This is a genomic window from Lactococcus cremoris subsp. cremoris NBRC 100676 (genome assembly GCF_001591705.1).
GTDB classification, from domain to species: domain Bacteria; phylum Bacillota; class Bacilli; order Lactobacillales; family Streptococcaceae; genus Lactococcus; species Lactococcus cremoris.
In genome coordinates, this window is the sequence record NZ_BCVK01000021.1 from 18230 (window position 1) to 36434 (window position 18205).

Sequence of the window (18205 nt, forward strand, 5' to 3'; positions counted from 1 at the left end):
AAAAAAGAAAGACCAGATAGTTTTTACTATCCGGTCTTCTTTGAATCCCGGCGCAGAAACTTGAGTATACTCAAAAGTTGTATCTACGCCAATTGCATAAACACAAACTATCTGCGCCAAAAATAAAAGACTGTTGATTGTTGTGTTTTCATGCGGACTCCTTTTCTTAATTTTTTTATAATTATACTTTTTTATTGACAATAATGCAAGGGGGCAATCAAAAAAAAATACTGACAGAAATTTTTGAAATTCTGTCAGTATTTTCTCAGCTCAACATTTGGGCAATGATTTCATGCGATTTTAAAATATTTTTTTGTTTAAGTTCTGTCAGTAACTCTTCTCGATTTTGACCATCAAATTTTTCAACTGCCTGAGTCATTGCTGAAATTATTTCATCAAATCCTCGATTATAAGTGGCACTTTTCCAATCACTAATTCCAAATTTTTGGCGGTCAATTCCTGTCATTTTTTCAAGTTCTGTCAGCTCTGATAAACGGAGAGTTGCATTGGGACTTTCCACTATAAATTCTTCTGTAAAAGCTCCTGCTTCTAAATTCATCGTTGCAATCCCGCTAGTCGTCGCGGTTTCTAACATAACAATCGCTCGTGTTAAGAGCCCATTTTTATTCTTTTTAAGTGAATAATTCACTTCTAAAATTTCATCATCTAGCAAATAAATCAAGGTGTCAAGCGGATGAATAAAAATATCATACATCGAAAAAGTGATTTTGTCACTCGCAGAATTCGCTAAATTTTTGCTTACTCTCACCATATTTTTTTCTGTTAAGGCTTTTAATTTAGCAGTTTGTGGTGCAAATCTACGATTAAAGGCAACAACAAATAAAACATTTTTTTGCCTTGCTAACTTTTGTAATTTTTTTACCTCAGCAAGATTTTCGGAAATCGGTTTATCCATTAATACCGGAACCCCTGCTGTCAGATATCTTTTGGCCAATTCAAAATGTTGGCTTGTCGCAGCTTGGATAATAACTAAATCAACCGTTTCAAGCGCTGATAAATCTTCTGTTGCGTATTCAAATTTATACTGCTTACGAACTTTTTCGGCTTTATCCCACTGACGAGAATATAAAATAAAACGGTATTCTTCCTGCATTTTTGCATAAACAGGTAAATAAGCTTTGCTTGCGATATTTGATGTTGCCCCAATGACTCCAATAATCATACTTTTTTCTCTCCTTAAATCTGATGATACTTATTTTTTCCGCAAATCTCCTGAATAAATCACAATAACCACGCCACTTTCAAATGAAACTTGCATCTGCTCACTTATAAACTCATTACTTGCATAGATTAAACTAAAATTATCTTCGGCTTTCAAAGGATACTTGGCTCCCACAATAGCCAGACTATCTTTTGTATCGACCTGTACAAAACCAATATATTTGTAAGTTGGTATTCTTTTGAGTAAATGCTGACCTGGTAGTAAATAGGTCACCAAATTTTGTTGGTCAACTAAATATATTTTGGGAGCAAGACTTTGATATTTTGGGCGTGTTGCTAGGTAGGCATTGGTCAGTAAGTGATCCAAACGTCCGCCTAAAGCACCAGCTATTGTCAGCTCAGCATCTGGAAAATCTTTTAATATAAAATCTAAAGCTGCTTCTAAATCTGTCAAATCTTTTTCAGCAGGTAATTTAATCAACTTGTCAGTACTGACAGAAATTTTATCAAGTTCAGTTTTACTGACAGAATCAAAATCACCAATCGCAAGCGTTAACTGAATCCCTTTTTCCACTAAAAAAAGCGAGCCACGATCCACTCCAATATATTTATCAAAAGTTTCGTCGGGAATAAAATCAGGCAAGCCTGCTACAATTAATATTTTCATCTTTCATCACCTGATCCTGAAATTTTTCCACGATTTAAACGACTTTCTAATTTTTCAATGTTTTCGCTTGCAACTTGTTCTAAGGATATTCCTAAATAACGTGCACTTGTCGCCAGATACCACAATAAGTCGCCTAGCTCGTAAGAAATTGCCTTTTTATCATTTACTGACAGCTTTCCCTCTTGGTCCCGAATCACTTTTTTTACTTTGTCAGCAACTTCTCCTGCCTCGCCAGACAGCCCTAAAATTTTGTCCAAAAAAGCAAAATCAATTTTATCCTGAGACTCAATATTTTTATTTAAATCAAATTTGACAATTGCTTTTTGATAAGCATCTAAGTCCATTTTCTCCCCCTTAAATTTTACAAACCCTATTTCAAAGCTTTTTTCGCAATTTTACTTCCATAAAAATATCCGCTAAAATTGCTAAAACCATTTCTTGATAGTCTACTTCATCGACTAAAGCATTTCGCAAGCAACCTTGTTCATAATAAAGGTCACAAAGTTGGCGAAAAAGCCGATGGTATTGTCCCACTTCATCTGGCAATCCTCGCATATTTTCATAAGCCATATTCACAAATAAAAGCAAAATGGCCTCTTCATCAAGATTTTCAGGTTTAATCAAATAGGAAGCATAGCCGCTGATGACAAATTCAGCAATAAAATCCGCCACAAACTGCGAATCAAGATAATTATAATCATACAGTTCATGAGTAATCAATGCCCGCTTGGCCATCCGTTCAGCCAATTGTCTTGTTGCTATGTCAACCATCGCTTCATATTCATCTTCTGACCAACTCATTCGCTGCTCTTCTTTACTTTTCATAAGTCTAATTATATCACAGTCTTGCAAAGGCTATCATTATCAAAATTTAATGAAAAAATTTTCATTTGCTTCCGATTTACTGACTTAAAAGTAAAAGATATCGTAAATTATAAAATAAAAATGTATTTTTTGAAATCAAAATTACATTTTTCGCTTGCTTAAATGAAACTAAACATGTTATACTCCTAGTATTATGAAAAAAATTTTAATTAGTACAACTCTTGCACTTGCTCTTCTCTCGTTAGGAGCTTGCTCTAAAAAATCAGACAGTAAAGCCAAAGCCAGTTCATCTGTTTCATCAACGGCTATCTCCTCTTCAAGTTCAACATCTTCTTCAAAAAAAGTTGAAAATAATCAAGAAAATATTAGTTCTAGCTTTCAAATGACTGTAGAAGCTACACAAAAAAATATGGAAACAACGAAAGCTTCTTTCAAAGATACCTACTCAGATATCAAAGTTACTGCAGAAGCTCCTGAAACAATTGTTTATACCTATATTTATAAAAATAAAGTAACCCCTACAGTTTCTAAAGAGGAAATGATTAATCAATTGGCTTTGGGAACAGCGGCTGAGTTCAACAGATTCACCTCCATTTATCCCAATTTCAAAGAACGTTACATCTACTTGAATCCAGATAATTCAGAGATTTTTAATCTCTTAATCACACAAAATGACATTGATGCTGCAAGCTCATCCTCAGATTCTGAATAATAAGTAATAAAAAAGCCTCTAATTTAGAGGCTTTTATTTTTTAAGGTTGGATACGGTTAATCATACGTGGGAATGGAATGGCTTCACGAATGTGTTCTGTTCCAGCCACAAAAGTGACCATACGTTCCAGACCAAGTCCGAAACCAGCATGAGGAACTGAACCAAATTTGCGAAGTTCTAAATACCAATCATAATCTTTAGGATCTAAACCGAAATCAGCAATTTTCTTAAGTAACAAATCATAATCTGTTTCACGTTCTGAACCACCAATAATTTCACCATAACCTTCTGGTGCCAACAAATCAGCACACAAGACACGTTCTGGATTACCAGGAACTGGTTTCATGTAGAAAGCTTTGAAACTTGCAGGATAGTTGACGATAAAGGTTGGAACACCATAGTAATTTGAAATCCATGTTTCATGTGGTGAGCCAAAGTCATCACCATGTTCTACGTGTTCATAGTCTGTGTCATCATCATTTTCATGGGCTTGCAACAAATCTATCGCATCATCATAAGACACACGTTTGAAAGGTGTATCAATATACTTTTGCAACATGCTTGTATCACGTTCAAGTGTTTCAAGAGCATAAGCCGCATTATCCAAAACGCCTTGAATCAAAGCTTTCACATAAGCTTCTTGAATATCCAAAGAGTCATCATGAGTAACAAATGGATATTCTGCATCCATCATCCAAAATTCTGTCAAATGACGACGAGTTTTTGATTTTTCAGCACGGAATACTGGTCCAAAGTCGAAAACACGTCCAAGAGCCATTGCTCCAGCTTCAAGATAAAGTTGTCCTGATTGTGACAAGAAAGCAGAATTACCAAAATAATCTGTTTCAAAGAGTTCTGTTGTGTTTTCTGCAGCATTTCCTGAAAGAATTGGGCTATCAAACTTAATAAAGCCGTTTTTCGCAAAGAAATCATAGCTTGCATAGATAATTGCATTACGCACTTGCATCATTGCCATTTGACGTTTTGAGCGCAACCATAAATGACGGTTATCAAGGAGGAATTCAACTCCATGTTCTTTTGGTGTAATTGGATAATCGTGTGAGTGACCAATCACTTCCAACTCTGTCACATCAAGTTCATAACCAAATTTTGAACGTGAATCTTCTTTGACCACACCAGTCACATAAACTGAAGTTTCTTGTGATAAATGTTTGATTTCATCAAATTTAGCTGTTCCTTCTTCTTCACCAAATTTTTCAATCATATTTGGTTTGAAAACAACAGCTTGGAAAAATGCTGTTCCATCGCGAAGTTGAAGAAATTGAAGTTTCCCTTTGCCTGATTTGTCAGCGACCCAAGCGCCGATTTTTACTGTTTCACCAACGTGGTCTTTGACGTCGATGATTGAAATTAAGTCTTTCATAAATAAATCCTTCTAAATTTTTATTTTATATTTTTTAAATCATACTTTTATGACTTTTCAAGCCAGATTTCTTTTAAGGTTTTTAAATCTTCTTTGAATTCTTTCGTCGTTTGAAGTTCATCTTTTTCTAGTTCTTCAAGAACTTCCAATTCAAAATCAGCCGTTTTTGCTGCTTTTTCAATGGCATAAGGCAAACCAATCCCAGTCTTTTTAGCAAATTCAAACCGATTTTTTACACCTGCTAAGTCTGGTGCTATATCAATATAGCGTTCATTTGTTTCTAAATTTTTATAAGCAACAACTGCCCCTATTTTTTTAGAGAGTTTATAAGCTGATTTTGCTTCTTTTTTATCAATCATTCATCCAATCCTTTAATCTTGTTACTGCAGCTTCCAGAGTTTCAAGACTTGTTGCATAACTCAAACGAACATTTTCTGGAGAACCAAAACCTGCTCCTGTAACTAGAGCTACCCCAGCTTCTTCAAGAATGGCTGTCGTAAAATCAGTCACATCCGTATAGCCTTTCATCGCCATAGCCTTGGTCACTTTCGGGAACAAATAGAAAGCACCATTTGGTTTCACAAGTTCAAAACCAGGAACTTCTGAAAGTTGAAGATAAATTTTATTTAAGCGTTCTTCAAATGCAGCATGCATTTTCTCAAAACTTTTATCATTTTCTTCAAATGCCTCTATGGCAGCATATTGAGCAACAGCGGTCGGATTTGAAGTGGTTTGACTGGCAATTTTAGTCATTGCAGCAATAATTTCTGGAGCACCTACGGCTAAACCAATTCGCCAACCAGTCATTGCAAATGTTTTAGAAACACCATTAATCACTGTCGTTCTGTTTCTGATTTCATCAGACAGGCTTGAAATTGCTGTAAATTCAGCTCCATTATAAACCAAACGATGATAGATATCATCGGCCAAAATCAATAAATCATTGGCAACTGCCCACTCGCCAATGGCTGTTAATTCTTCTTTAGAATAAATCATTCCTGTTGGATTTGAAGGCGAATTTAGTAATAAAATCTTAGTTTTGCTTGTTCTTGCTTTTTCTAATTGCTCAACCGTAACTTTAAAGTTATTTTCTTGCTTGGCTTCTACAATTACTGGATTTCCACCAGCCATTTTTACTTGGTCGACATAAGAAACCCAATAAGGTGCTGGTATGATTACCTCATCTAAAGGATCAACAGTTGCCATAAAGTAAGCGTAGAGGGCAAACTTTGCCCCAGCCGTAATTAATATTTCGTTTGTTTGAATTTCATAAGCATAAAAACGTGTCCAATAATGTTGAACGGCTTTTTTAAGTTCTGGAAGTCCACCAGCTTGTGTATAAAAACTAGCTTGTCCATTATTTATCGCTTCGATGGCCGCTTGACCAATTTTTTTAGGAGTTGGAAAGTCTGGTTGACCAAGGGTCAAGTCGATAATATCTCGTCCTTGTGCTTTTAATGCTTTGGCACGATTGGCCGCCGCAAGGGTCACAGACTCATCCATTTTTAATACAAAATCAGAACATTTTTTCATATCAACTCTTTTCCTGACTCAAAGTCATAAACTTTAAATCCATTGCTATTATTTACTTCCCAGGCTGGTTTTCCTTTGTAAAGCGCTAAAACAACTGATTTGGTATCTTTAGTCGTTAAGCTTGCAGGTGAAACCCCCTCAGATAATTGTACCTCTTTGATTTTACCAGATTTTTTTGGAATTAAAATTCCAACTTCTTGGTTCGCTTTATTGAGCCCGACAATTGAATAAGTCACAGTATCTGTAGACGCAATATCAAATCCCGTCGCTTTGACTAAATCTGTTTTGTCTTTAGCAATATTTATCGCTTGCACTCGCACAGAATGATAGGGATTCAGACTTTTCCAAAAGAAAAGGCCGATAGACAAATAAATGGCTAAAATTATCACTAAAATTCCGATTATAATTTGCGAATGTCGAGTCATTTTCCGCTTTTTCATTTTTTTCTTCTTTCAAAATTTGAGCAAATCTTTTTCAAAGATATTTCAAGCTATTTATTAGTAAAAATCTCTTATGATTGGCCAAAAATAATTTGTCCAATCTCCCATTTTAAGTTTTTGCTTAAACATGTTTTATTATATCAAAAAATTCTTGATTTCGCTGATTGTGTCAAGTAAACTCAGCATTTTTACAGGTAAAGCTTCTGAGAGATTTTTCCGCATTCTTTTGGCATAGGATTTTCCACCAAGACGTTTATCTAATACAACAATACTTGAGTACTGATTTTTTCGCCGATTCACTCGACCAATTGCTTGACGCATTTTTAAAGTCGCCATGGGAACGTTGAAGTCATAAAAAGGATTTTCAAATTTTTTAGCATATTTTTTAGTTAAAATATCATCAGGTGTCGCAAAGGGCAATCTTGGTATAACCAGAATCACTTGGTTTTGCTTATCAAAATCAACACCCTCCCAAAAAGAGCCGAGTCCTAATAAAATTTTTCCTTCGCCCTTATCAAATTTTTTCTTGATTTGAGCTGGACTTCCATTTATATCTTGTGCTAAAATATCAAATCCTTCAGCGGATAGTTTTTCAGCAACAAAAGTTAATGACATTTTTGAAGTAAATAAAACAACAATTGGGAGATTCAACTTGGCAAGTTCTGCAATGGTATCAGCTGTATAGTCTGCGTAATCAATCAAACTTACATTTTTGATATTAGGAGCATCTGCCATTGTCAATAATTCTTGATTGGTGGCTTGACTACCTTCAATTTTGAAAAATCGATAATCTTTAAAACCAAGTAATTCTGGAAAAGAGGGTTTATCTTTAGATAGAGAAAGTGTCGCTCCCAACACGAACAATTTAGTTTCTTTGGGAATCAGACGCTCAAAATTATAAAAATCTTGGTCGCTACTATAAAGTATGTCATTTTCACGCCAAACTATCTGATTATCAGCTTCCAAAAGTGCTGATAGTTCTGTCAGCCCGAGTTCATCAGCGTCTATTTTTATTTTACTTAAGTCAAGTTCTTTTTTATTGAGCTGAAAAACAAGACTTTCTTGAAGACGTTTAGTCAGTTGCGGATTTTCACTTGATTCAGAGTCAATTTTTAAGAGTTCATCCGTAATTTTTATACTTTTCTGACCAGCATTTTCCATGATTGGAAATAGTTGTTGAGCCTCATCGACGACAAGCACTCGATTTTCCAAAAAAGTTTCTGGATAATCTGCTAAACGTTCAATCAGATAAGCATGATTCACTACTTTAATTTCAGCTTGTTCAGCTTCTTTTTGAGCTCTCAACCAAAAATCTTGTTCATAATGAAAATGTTTAGTGTTGACATAGCCATCGTGGCGAATGCCATCAAAATAATCATCATTTGTCATGACTTTTGAAATTTCATCCAATTCGCCCGTTTTTGTTTCTGTCAGCCAAATTAAAATCTTCATCTTGAAAATTTCAAAATTTTTGCCATCTGTATTATTTAATAAGAGTTCAGAAAATTTTCTCAAGGAAATGTAGTTTTTGGTTCCTACAATATTGGCCATTTTAAGACCAAATGTTTCTGCAAGTTTTGGAGCAACATCATTCACCAATTGCTTTTGGAGAACTTTTGTTGCTGTTGAAACAACAATTCGTTGACCTGCTGCTACTAGGGGTAATAAGTAACCATAAGTTTTCCCAAGTCCTGTCGGAGCCTCAATAAAACTTGCTTGTAAATGTGTAAGCTCTGTTTCCATTAAATGAGCTAATTTTTCTTGCTTTGAGCGAGAAGCTAAACCTAACTTACTGATGTTTTCCGAAAAATTTGCTGACAGATTCGCCACTGAATTTTTTTTACTGACAGAAGATTTAAACTTACGTGTCGCAATATTATGAACCACTTTAAAAGCAGCTGGTCGAATTTTTGTTTTATCTAACTGTTCTTGTAAGAAGCTTTTACTTTCAAAAAGCAAATTATCTGAATGTCTGAGCAATTCTTCTAAAACACTTCTTGGTAGTTTTTGGATTTTTTCTTCTATTCTTATTAATAATTCTGCCGTTGCATAAGCATCAGAAACCGCAGCATGCGGATGGTCATGAGCTAAGTCTAATTTTTCGCTTAGCGCTTCTAACCCATATTTTTCAAAAGTTGGATAGAAAACACGCGCCAAATCAACTGTGTCAACGCGTAACATTTCATTAAATTCTAAACCAGCATTAAGAAAACTTTTTTCTAAAAGTCCATAATCAAACCGAGCATTATGAGCAACAAAAACACTATCCGTCAGCAGTTTTCTCACCTCTGAGGCAACTTCTGAAAAATCGGGGGCACTTTTTAATTGCTTATCTGACAAACCAGTTAACTCACTAATCCTTGGAAGCAAAGGTTCATGCGGATTTACTTCTGTGGAATAAGTTTCAACGATTTTTCCACCTTCAACAAGCGCAATCCCAATCTGTATAATTTTATTTTCACTACTATGAGCATCGGTCGCTTCCAGATCCACCACAGCATATCGAGTCATATTTTTCACCTATTTCTTACAGTTTTCTTCAATAACCACTCACAAATTTTACTGACAGAAACTCCAGATTGACTTAAGTCCATTTAGAGATAATTTTGAATCTTTGTCAGTATTTTTTGAATATTGTTTTGAAGAAATTCACTTTATCAATTATACCATAAACCTTTTTTTAACAGTTTTCTTTTTACAAATTGACAAAATAAGAGTAAAATTAAAATATAGATAAAAACTTATGAAGGAGTCGCCTATGTTAGATAACTATAAGAAAATCCTTGTTGGTATTGATGGTTCGGTAGAAGCTACTAAAGCCTTTGACAAAGCAGTCGCAACAGCACTTCGTAACGATGCTGAACTCGTTATCGCTAACGTCATTGACCTTCGTGCCTTCCAATCTATCTCAGCTTATGATTCAGTTGTTGCTGATGATACACACAAAGGTGCTGAAAATCTCATTAATGACTTTGCTGATGAAGCAAAAAAAGCTGGTGTCAAAAAGGTTAAAACTCGTGTTGAGTTTGGTTCTCCAAAAGTAATGCTCGGACAAACCCTTCCTAAAGAAGAAGAAATTAGTCTAATCGTTCTTGGAGCTACTGGTCTTTCTTACATTGAGCGTATCTTTATCGGATCCGTGGCGGACTACATTATCAAGAATGCGCCTTGTGACGTACTCGTTGTCCGCCAATAAAAAATTTACACCTTCAACAAATAAAATCACTGACAGAATTTTGTCAGTGATTTTTTTATTTTTATAAAACAAAAGAAATTCAAATCATAGACTTGAATTTCTTTGACTTTAGATTGCGAACTAAAGTGAGGGTATTTTTACAAAAAAACTTGTAAACATAGTTAATTAAAATTATTTGGTAGCCATCTTATTAGAAGAGACTCCAATTTCTGACCAAAGGTTCATATCCCCATAGTCAAGTGTCATTCCGACCACACGTTTATTAACTGGTGTGTAATTTAATGAAAAGTTGGTTGGAACAACATAAGCTTTTTTATTCATATCATTTTGATATTTAACAAAAGCGGCTTTACGATAAGTTGCACTTTCTGACTTAGTTGAATCAATATCATTCAAATCATTCGTAATTTGTGGGTCGTTAAAGTGACCAATATTATAAGGGGCTGCTGCTGAGAATAAATCTTGTTGAGATGGTTCTGACGAAAGTGACCAAGCCCCATCGGTAATATCCCAATCATTTGCTCCTGGAGGAGTCGTCATATGATCAACCCAAGAATTAAATTCCATCAATTTACCATTGTAAAGACTCATTTTTACACCAATCTTCTTCCATTGTTGGATATAGTTTTGAGCGATGGTTTCTTGATTAGCATCTCCTTGACGCGCTGCATAGACAAGCGATAATTCTTTTCCGTCTTTTTCACGGTAGCCTGTAGACTTATTGAGTTTCCAACCATCTGCATCCAAAAGTTTATTGGCCTTGTCAAGATTTTGTTTTTCATAACCTTTGACTGATGAACTTGTAAACTGTTTAAAGATAGGTGGAATTAAACCATTTGCAGGGGTTGCAAGTCCGTTAGAGAACTTATTGTCAACCTCTGCAACATTACGAGCATAAGCAACAGCCTGACGAACACTTTGGTCTTGCAATGGTGTCTTACGGTCTTGAACATTGATTGAATTTTTTGTGTCATAATGTCCAAGACTGTAGTACATCAGTGAGATATAGAGTGCTTGTTGACCAAGAACTTTATAGCCCTTCAAGTTCTTCACTTGTTTGTACTGACTAGCGACCATAGAATTGATGAAGTAATATTTACCAGATGAGAGAGCAGCAACTGATTTATTTGTTGAAACTGTTTCATAGGTGATAGAGTGTAATTTTGGTTTTTCGCCCCAATAATATGGATTTGGTACATATTTGATTGATTCGCCAGCAACAACATTTGCTGGTTTGAAAGGACCTGTGACTAATGGTTTGGTTGTCGTTTTTGTACTTGAAGCCAAGTCTTTAGGCGCCACGTCTTTCAAGTATTGATAAGGAGTCACTGTTTCAAGGAAATAGCCATTCCCTGATTGAGTCATTCCTGGTGTCATTTCTTTAAATTGAATCTTGACAATCTTACCATTTTCACCATCTGGGAAAGTAATGCCTGAGATTGTTTTTGCTTTACCTGTATGATAATCACTCAAACCAACGATATTGGCTAAAGAATCGGTCCAACGGTCAGAGCCATAAGCAGGATTAGCGATTGTTTCATAAGTAAATTCATAGTCTTTAGCCGTAACTTGCGAGCCATCCGACCACTTCAAATCTTTACGCAAGGTAATTGTTGCTGTTTTTGCAGAATCATCAAGGCTGATATTCGCAGGACCACCATTGATAAATTTAAAAGCACTATTTGTAAAGAAAATTCCATCTAATCCACCTGCTGGACTAGCCATCGCAGCAAAAGTAGCATCATTCTCAAGTCCAGCCAGCCATTCGGCTTTCATTGGGGAGTCATTTTGATAGGCGACTTTTAGATTCCCACCTTTGATAGCCTTGTCCGGATTTTTGTAAGCCACATCAAAACTTCCGGCTTTTAATTTTGTAGCGCTTGTACTTGAGCTTTGGTTGGAGCCACAAGCACTCAAGAGTGCAGTTGCTAAAACTGCAGTCGTTGCCAATAAAGTTATATTCAATTTTTTCATGTTAATTTTCTCCCGAAAAATTAAGTTTTATTTCTAGTTTAACTATAATGTTTAGATTATATCACTAATTTTATTTTTGTCAAACTATTTTTTATATTCTGATATTATTATTTTATCTTACTGCTTGTCTTTGGTCAGCAACGCGTCTTAGTGCATTACCGATGAAAATAATTGCAAGGACCACAATCAAGATGACTACCGTTGCTGGAACCCAAGTCCAAGGTTTGTCAGTCATCGTTTCTGGGTTCGTTGCCTCACTAATCATCGTCCCCAAAGAAGGAGTCCCTGCAGGAAGTCCGAATCCCAAGAAAGAAAGTCCTGTTTCTAGCCCAATATTTCCGGAAAAGACTAAAGTAGACTCAGCGATAACCAAAGTCGATAAGTTAGGCCAGATTTCTCGGAACATAATTTTTAAATTTGAAGTTCCCGAAGTCTTAGAAGCCCGAACATAGTCTCGATTAACCTCTGTCAATGTTTTTGCCCGAATCAGACGTGTTGTTCCTATCCAACTAAAGATACTAATAATCCAAATCAAGGACCAAGCATTAAATCGCGGAATAATAGTTACAAAAACGATAATAATCATCAAGTTAGGTAAAATCATCCAAAAATCGGTGAAACGCATGAAGATTAAATCAAACCTTCCCCCGTAATACCCCGTAATCACCCCTAAAACATTCCCGACAACTAAGGTAATCAAAGTCACTGCAAAGGCGATATTAAAGGAATTCCGCGCACTAATCATTAGCATCATGATGATATCGCGTCCCCCATTATCCGTTCCCAGCAAATGACCATTGGTCAAAGGCGCCAGATACTGGTCCATGATATTGACATCAACATAATTTGCTTGCTTGAGAAACATCGAGTAGATATAAACTGTCAAAAAGACAACTAAGAGGAAAATTGTTGAAATCAATGCCAGTTTATCATGTTTGAGTTCTTCTTTGATTGAGTGAATCAATGATAGAGAATTTTTTTGTTTTTTTTCTGACATTTTCACTCCTTACTGAATCCGAATTCGAGGGTCAACAATTGCCATGATAATATCTGACAAAAGGGCCCCTAATAAACCCAGAAAACCATTTAAAAAAATCAGAGCCGTAATCATTGAATAATCTCGACCAGTGATTGAGGTAATAAAAAGTTGACCCAAACCAGGATAGCCGAAAATCGTTTCTGCAAATATCGCCCCTCCTAAAAGTCCCGTAATTACAAAACCAAAGTTTGCCGCAATCGGTAGTGAAGCGTTTCTCAAGATATGTCGAGTGAAAATCACTCTTTCCTTCACTCCTTTAGCTCGCGCCGTTCGCACATAATCCTGCGTTTCTTCATCCAAAATCCCTGAACGGAAATAAGTGAATATCGCGACTGTTCCAAAAACTGCCAAGCTAAAAGCCGGAAGAATCATGTGATAGATTCGACTAAAAAAGACGGCGACAAAACCAACAGCATTTGGACTAACTGTTCCATCCGTTGGAAACCAGCCTAAACTATAACCAAAGATAAAAATCATGACCAAATAGAAAACATAATGTGGAATACCAAAAGTAATCGAGTTATATGTCAACCATAAACGGTCTTGCCATTTTCCCTCATGACGGGCTGCAACGATAGACATTGGCACAGCAAATAAATAGGTCAAAATCACAGAAAGAAGCGACATCCAAAAAGTATTAACCGCTCGTTGACCAATGACAGTAGTGACAGGCTCTTTGAGATTATAAGACATCCCCAAATTTCCATGAATCGCATGTCCCAACCATCTGAGATATTGTTCCCACCAAGGGTCGTACAGGCCAGCTGCACGCCTTAAAGCTTCAATTTCGTGTGGATCTGTATGTGGCCCAATTAAACCAGAGAAAGGGTCACCTGGTATCAATTTAGCAAAGAAGAAAACAAGAATACTCAGGATAAATAGTTGCGGAATCATCAATAAAACACGTCTAATAATTACTTTCCACATTTCCCCCCTTTTTGGTAAAGCTGCCCAGTGTGTTTTACTTAATTCTTGTAAGGGCAGAGCGCGTCCCTCCTTATCATAAAAAATTGATTTTTTAGTTTCAAATTCTTGTTCCACTTCTAATCGTTTCGACCTATTTTCCCTTCTTCTTGAGACATCGATAGAAGGAATAGCGGATAATAAACGTTTTGTGTAAATATGCTCGGCCTGTTCAAAAATATCCTTTCGCGTTCCTTTTTCTACAATTCGCCCATTGTGCATGACCGCAATATTATCCGTCATATGTCGCACAACTCCCAAATCATGAGAAATGAACAAAAAAGCGATTCCCAAATCTTTTTGAATGAGTTTCATAAAGTTTAGAACCTGAGCCTGAACAGACAAATCAAGAGCAGAGACAGGCTCATCGGCCACAATTAATTTAGGATTGGTCGCAACTGCCCGAGCTATTCCAATCCGTTGTTGTTGCCCTCCTGAAAATTGAAAGGGATATTGACTTAAAGTTTGTTTGGGTAAGCCCACAATATCCAATAATTCAAGTATCCTTTTATTTTCTGAATTTGGATCCAATTTTTCAAAATTTCTAATCGGTTCAGCAATAATATCATAAATATTTTTACGAGGATTAAGGCTAGAAAAGGCATCCTGAAAAATCATTTGTACATCTTTGTTATACTTGAACTGATTTCTTATTTTCTTCTTGCTGACATCTTGCCCCTTGTAAATCAATTTCCCTGAGGTCATTTGCTCTAGTCCGACGATTGTTTTTCCAATCGTTGTCTTTCCTGAACCAGACTCACCAACCAGTCCAACCGTCTCTCCCTCATGAATGGTCAAATCTACTCCATCAACTGCCGTTACATTATCTGTTACCCTATTAAAGAAACCTGAACGAATCGGGTAATAAACTTTTAAGTCTTTTAGACTAAGAATTTCGCTCACCTCTCACCTCCTTTAACGGTTTGATTTGGGAAATCAAAGTTTTCCCAAGCACTTCCTCGAACCAAATGATTTGGAGAAATTTCAGTCATCTCATTTGAAATTATCTTTTTAGCCTCTTCTTTCATCCAAGGTACACGTGCAAGAAATAAATCTTTATCATATTCGATTTCAGATAACGAAGGAACATTTCCCGGTATCACATACAAGTCATCTGAAACAGTTTCGGCCGAAGGGTTTGAGCGTAAAAGTGACCTTGTGTAAGGGTGTTTAGGATTGTTGAATAGTTCTTCGACAGATGCTTTTTCAACTAATTGTCCCGCATACATGACGGCCACCGTATCAGCGACTTCTGCCACTACTCCCAAATCATGGGTAATCAAGATAACTCCTGCATTTTTCTTCTTTTGTACATCTAATATCAAATCTAAAATTTGAGCTTGAATCGTAACATCTAAAGCTGTTGTTGGTTCATCAGCAATAATCAAATCTGGGTCATTGGCTATTGCTATCGCAATCATCACCCGCTGTCGCATTCCTCCTGATAGCTGATGTGGGAATTGATTGGCAACACGCTTAGAATTTGGAATCCCAACCTGTTCTAAGAGCTGGAAAGTCCTACTTTCATATTGGCTTTCTGGATAAACTTCATGTACTGCTAGCATTTCCATGACTTGTTGACCAATTTTCATCAACGGATTCAAAGCAGTTAAAGGATTTTGAAAAATCATCCCTACCTTAGTTCCTCGAAGTTTTGACATTGAATCTCCAGTTTTGCCAACCACTTCTTCACCATCTAATAAAATGGAACCTTTGATTTGAGTTTGGTTGGGATTATGTAAACCCATGACTGCTGTTGCAAAAGTAGACTTTCCAGAGCCTGATTCCCCAACAATTGCCAAAACCTCGCCGTGTTTAACCGTTAAATCAATATCATAAATTGCTTTTTGCAATTTTCCAGCAATCCGAAAAGCAACGCTTACTTGTTTAGCCACTAAAATATTATTATTTTCCACAGTAACCTCCAAATCGTATCTTTTTTCGTACATTACATAATTTATTGCTTTCACGTTACTTTTATTTCAAAAAGATGATTTACGGTATTATAATCCTTTTTATTGAATTTTGCAATAATTTAGCATATTCCAAATAAAAAAACTATCTTCTCAGATAGAATTTGATATAAAATAAAAAAACTCTGCTAGAAAACTAGCAGAGTTTTTAAGTTAATTATTTAGCCAAAGCTTTTTTTGCTTCTTCAGCAAGTGCAGTAAATGCAGCAGCATCAGCGATTGCGATGTCAGCAAGCATTTTACGGTTCACTTCGATGTCAGCTAATTTCAAACCGTGCATCAATTTGCTGTATGAAAGACCATTCATACGAGCAGCTGCATTGATACGTGCAATCCATAATTTACGGAAGTCGCGTTTCTTTTGACGACGATCGCGGAATGCGTAGTAGTATGAATTCATGACTTGCTCTTTAGCAGTCTTGAAGAGTCTATGTTTAGCTCCGTAGTAACCTTTAGCGAGCTTTAAAATACGTTTACGGCGTTTGCGAGTTGCAACGCTACCTTTAACACGTGCCATGTGTGTTCTCCTTTAATTCTTAGTAGATTTCATTTTTGTCTTTGAAGACAAGTTTATTTTTTTATTTGAGTTGGAACAAGAATTTTATAATCAACTGTTTAGAGAACTCTCTAAAATCAGATGGGTTATTCCATAGTCCCTTTAGTCGCTTACGCTCCTATAGAGATTGCTCCTTGAAATAAGCTTTGCTTATTTCATAGTCGCAACCATGCGACGGATACGTTTGAAGTCACCTTTAGAAACCATAGAAGCTTTACGAAGTTGACGACGTTGTTTTACAGATTTACCGTGGAAACGGTGAGAAGTGTAAGCGCGGAAGCGTTTAAGTCCGCCGTTACCTGTACGTTTGAAACGTTTAGCAGATGCGCGGTGAGTTTTTTGTTTTGGCATTGTAATTCTCCTTAATTTATATCAGTTAGCAGAAGATGAATTCTGCTTTCTTTATTCTTAAAGCACTAGTCTAAAGAATAAAGGCTTGAAAGGTTACCCTTTCGAGACGAGCTTATCTTGTACAGACCTATTTTTTTATAGGAGCAAGTTGCAAGAACATTTGACGTCCATCCATTTTGGCTCTTTGTTCAACGACAGCAACTTCTTTTGTTGCTTCCGCGAACTTGTCCATTACTTGACGACCCACATCTTGGTGAGTAATCATCCGACCTTTAAATCGGATTGAAACCTTAACTTTATCGCCTTTTTCAAGGAACTTGATGGCTTGGCGAAGCTTTGTATCAAAGTCGTTTTGGTCAATAACTGGTGACAAACGGACTTCTTTTACAGAAACAACTGCTTGTTTTTTCTTTGCTTCTTTTTGTTTTTTCTTTTGCTCAAACATGAATTTTGTATAATCCATGATTTTGGCAACAGGTGGTTCTTGATTTGAAATTAAAACCAAGTCCATGTTAAGATTTTCAGCTTGCATTAGCGCCTCAGACGTTGGTGTGACACCTAATTGTTCACCCTCAGCGCCAATGAGACGAACCTCACGAGCACGGATTGCACCGTTCATCATAGGTTTTCTATTGTCTTGTTTAGCTATGTTCGTTCTCCTTCTAATATGATGTGAAAGTTGGCTAAAATTTAGCCCAACTTCTTTTTTAAAGAAAAACAAAAGCGGAACGACAATCTCGCCCCGCTCATGAAAACATTCGTTTTTGAATAATTCCATTTGTTTGCCCAGGGCTATAACCTCTAAGGCGAGAAGCGGGTGCTTCTGCTTTTCAACTCTATTATTCTATCAATTATTTTAGAACTTGTCAAGCCCTAATTCTTTATCAACTTTTGACTGATTGTTTTAGATGACTTTTAAGATTAATTTTATTATTTAGATATATATATATATTACAATTTTAGAATATTAGGCCAGCTCTTATTACTAGCATTTTATTATCTTCAAAATGCATCATATCATTTAGTAAAATGATAATTAAATGATAAAATGATTATAATAAAATAAAAATACGAAAGGAGAATAAAATGGCAGATACACAACTCATTACGATTTCTAATATCAGCAATACTACCACTACTCAACATCTCAAAACTTATCAAGTGATGCCTGATAATTCTCTACGCACACTCAGAGAATCCTCTTCATCAAATTGATTTCCATATAATATACCCGAATTGCTAGTTGATTATTTAGCCATGACTTGATACCCGATAGAATATCTTAAAGTCTCTGGTTCCAGTGATTTAGCTGATTTTAACAGTAAAGAATACGCTAAAAGTATCATCTCTAATTTCAATTGAAAACCTTGAGGCGAACGACTTTTACAACGCTCAGCTCCTAGATTTGTC

19 protein-coding genes, 2 pseudogenes and 1 other annotated feature are annotated in these 18205 nt (G+C 36.0%); of the genes and pseudogenes, 3 read left to right on the plus strand and 18 right to left on the minus strand.

The features are described from left to right. Positions 1–265: 265 nt before the first annotated feature. From LLA01S_RS05185 to LLA01S_RS05200, 4 genes are read right to left on the minus strand one after another with little or no spacing between them, the layout of a single operon-like run. Positions 266–1183: a Gfo/Idh/MocA family protein gene (locus tag LLA01S_RS05185; protein WP_061777942.1), complete on the minus strand. Its 918-nt coding sequence runs from the start codon at positions 1181–1183 to the stop codon at positions 266–268. Between the two features lie 30 nt (positions 1184–1213). Continuing rightward, entirely contained in the window at positions 1214–1849 is a 636-nt protein-coding gene (locus LLA01S_RS05190; RefSeq protein ID WP_014572129.1) for a thiamine diphosphokinase, read from the minus strand. Next, positions 1846–2193, minus strand: a complete 348-nt coding sequence (locus tag LLA01S_RS05195) for a nucleoside triphosphate pyrophosphohydrolase family protein (RefSeq protein WP_011676839.1) — start codon at positions 2191–2193, stop codon at positions 1846–1848. Before LLA01S_RS05195 ends, LLA01S_RS05190 begins: the two co-directional genes overlap by 4 nt. Before the next feature lie 31 nt (positions 2194–2224). Next, complete coding sequence (locus tag LLA01S_RS05200) at positions 2225–2674, minus strand: hypothetical protein (RefSeq protein ID WP_014572128.1); 450 nt, start codon at positions 2672–2674, stop codon at positions 2225–2227. Between the two features lie 193 nt (positions 2675–2867). On the opposite strand from LLA01S_RS05200, the gene LLA01S_RS05205 reads away from it, so the two are divergent. Continuing rightward, the gene (locus tag LLA01S_RS05205) at positions 2868–3386 is read left to right on the plus strand and encodes a hypothetical protein (RefSeq protein WP_021215882.1); all 519 of its coding nucleotides are present in this window, start codon (positions 2868–2870) and stop codon (positions 3384–3386) included. A 40-nt stretch (positions 3387–3426) separates the two neighbouring features. Here LLA01S_RS05205 and asnS read toward each other — a convergent pair whose 3' ends face one another. From asnS to LLA01S_RS05230, 5 genes are all read right to left on the minus strand, one after another. Then, positions 3427–4770, minus strand: a complete 1344-nt coding sequence (gene asnS / locus LLA01S_RS05210) for an asparagine--tRNA ligase (RefSeq protein ID WP_061777943.1) — start codon at positions 4768–4770, stop codon at positions 3427–3429. Between the two features lie 47 nt (positions 4771–4817). Further along, positions 4818–5129 (minus strand): GIY-YIG nuclease family protein, encoded by a 312-nt coding sequence (locus tag LLA01S_RS05215; protein WP_011676844.1) that lies wholly within the window; start codon positions 5127–5129, stop codon positions 4818–4820. After that, entirely contained in the window at positions 5122–6303 is a 1182-nt protein-coding gene (locus tag LLA01S_RS05220; protein ID WP_011676845.1) for a pyridoxal phosphate-dependent aminotransferase, read from the minus strand. Before LLA01S_RS05220 ends, LLA01S_RS05215 begins: the two co-directional genes overlap by 8 nt. Beyond that, the gene (locus LLA01S_RS05225) at positions 6300–6743 is read right to left on the minus strand and encodes a cell wall elongation regulator TseB-like domain-containing protein (RefSeq protein ID WP_061777944.1); all 444 of its coding nucleotides are present in this window, start codon (positions 6741–6743) and stop codon (positions 6300–6302) included. Before LLA01S_RS05225 ends, LLA01S_RS05220 begins: the two co-directional genes overlap by 4 nt. A 135-nt stretch (positions 6744–6878) precedes the next feature. Beyond that, on the minus strand, positions 6879–9254 hold the full coding sequence (locus LLA01S_RS05230) for a helicase C-terminal domain-containing protein (RefSeq protein WP_061777945.1): 2376 nt from the start codon (positions 9252–9254) through the stop codon (positions 6879–6881). 247 nt (positions 9255–9501) lie between these two features. Here LLA01S_RS05230 and LLA01S_RS05235 point away from each other — a divergent pair, with 247 nt between their 5' ends. After that, entirely contained in the window at positions 9502–9939 is a 438-nt protein-coding gene (locus LLA01S_RS05235; protein ID WP_010906159.1) for a universal stress protein, read from the plus strand. A 171-nt stretch (positions 9940–10110) separates the two neighbouring features. On the opposite strand, the gene LLA01S_RS05240 is transcribed toward LLA01S_RS05235, so the two are convergent. From LLA01S_RS05240 to infC, 8 genes and pseudogenes are all read right to left on the minus strand, one after another. Further along, positions 10111–11913 (minus strand): oligopeptide ABC transporter substrate-binding protein, encoded by a 1803-nt coding sequence (locus LLA01S_RS05240; protein ID WP_061777946.1) that lies wholly within the window; start codon positions 11911–11913, stop codon positions 10111–10113. Between the two features lie 112 nt (positions 11914–12025). Continuing rightward, entirely contained in the window at positions 12026–12910 is an 885-nt protein-coding gene (locus LLA01S_RS05245; RefSeq protein ID WP_021165687.1) for an ABC transporter permease, read from the minus strand. A 9-nt stretch (positions 12911–12919) separates the two neighbouring features. Next, on the minus strand, positions 12920–13879 hold the full coding sequence (gene oppB, locus LLA01S_RS13090; RefSeq protein ID WP_061777947.1) for a murein tripeptide/oligopeptide ABC transporter permease OppB: 960 nt from the start codon (positions 13877–13879) through the stop codon (positions 12920–12922). Then, positions 13860–14818, minus strand: a pseudogene (locus LLA01S_RS13095) (ATP-binding cassette domain-containing protein). The gene oppB and the pseudogene LLA01S_RS13095 overlap by 20 nt, the downstream one beginning before the upstream one ends. After that, positions 14815–15831: an ABC transporter ATP-binding protein gene (locus LLA01S_RS05260; RefSeq protein ID WP_011676852.1), complete on the minus strand. Its 1017-nt coding sequence runs from the start codon at positions 15829–15831 to the stop codon at positions 14815–14817. The pseudogene LLA01S_RS13095 and the gene LLA01S_RS05260 overlap by 4 nt, the downstream one beginning before the upstream one ends. Before the next feature lie 214 nt (positions 15832–16045). Beyond that, positions 16046–16405: a 50S ribosomal protein L20 gene (rplT, locus tag LLA01S_RS05265; RefSeq protein ID WP_011835750.1), complete on the minus strand. Its 360-nt coding sequence runs from the start codon at positions 16403–16405 to the stop codon at positions 16046–16048. A 189-nt stretch (positions 16406–16594) separates the two neighbouring features. Continuing rightward, a complete protein-coding gene (rpmI, locus tag LLA01S_RS05270) occupies positions 16595–16795 on the minus strand; it encodes a 50S ribosomal protein L35 (RefSeq protein ID WP_011676854.1) in 201 nt (66 codons plus the stop codon). Between the two features lie 127 nt (positions 16796–16922). Then, positions 16923–17417, minus strand: a complete 495-nt coding sequence (gene infC, locus LLA01S_RS05275; protein ID WP_021165690.1) for a translation initiation factor IF-3 — start codon at positions 17415–17417, stop codon at positions 16923–16925. A gap of 87 nt (positions 17418–17504) precedes the next feature. Further along, positions 17505–17630, minus strand: a sequence feature (ribosomal protein L20 leader region). A 251-nt stretch (positions 17631–17881) separates the two neighbouring features. On the opposite strand from infC, the gene LLA01S_RS13100 reads away from it, so the two are divergent. After that, positions 17882–18010, plus strand: coding sequence for a hypothetical protein (locus LLA01S_RS13100; RefSeq protein ID WP_011835752.1), 129 nt, complete (start codon positions 17882–17884; stop codon positions 18008–18010). 32 nt (positions 18011–18042) lie between these two features. Here LLA01S_RS13100 and LLA01S_RS12140 read toward each other — a convergent pair. Further along, positions 18043–18205 (minus strand): annotated as a pseudogene (locus tag LLA01S_RS12140) (IS982 family transposase); the annotation flags it as partial.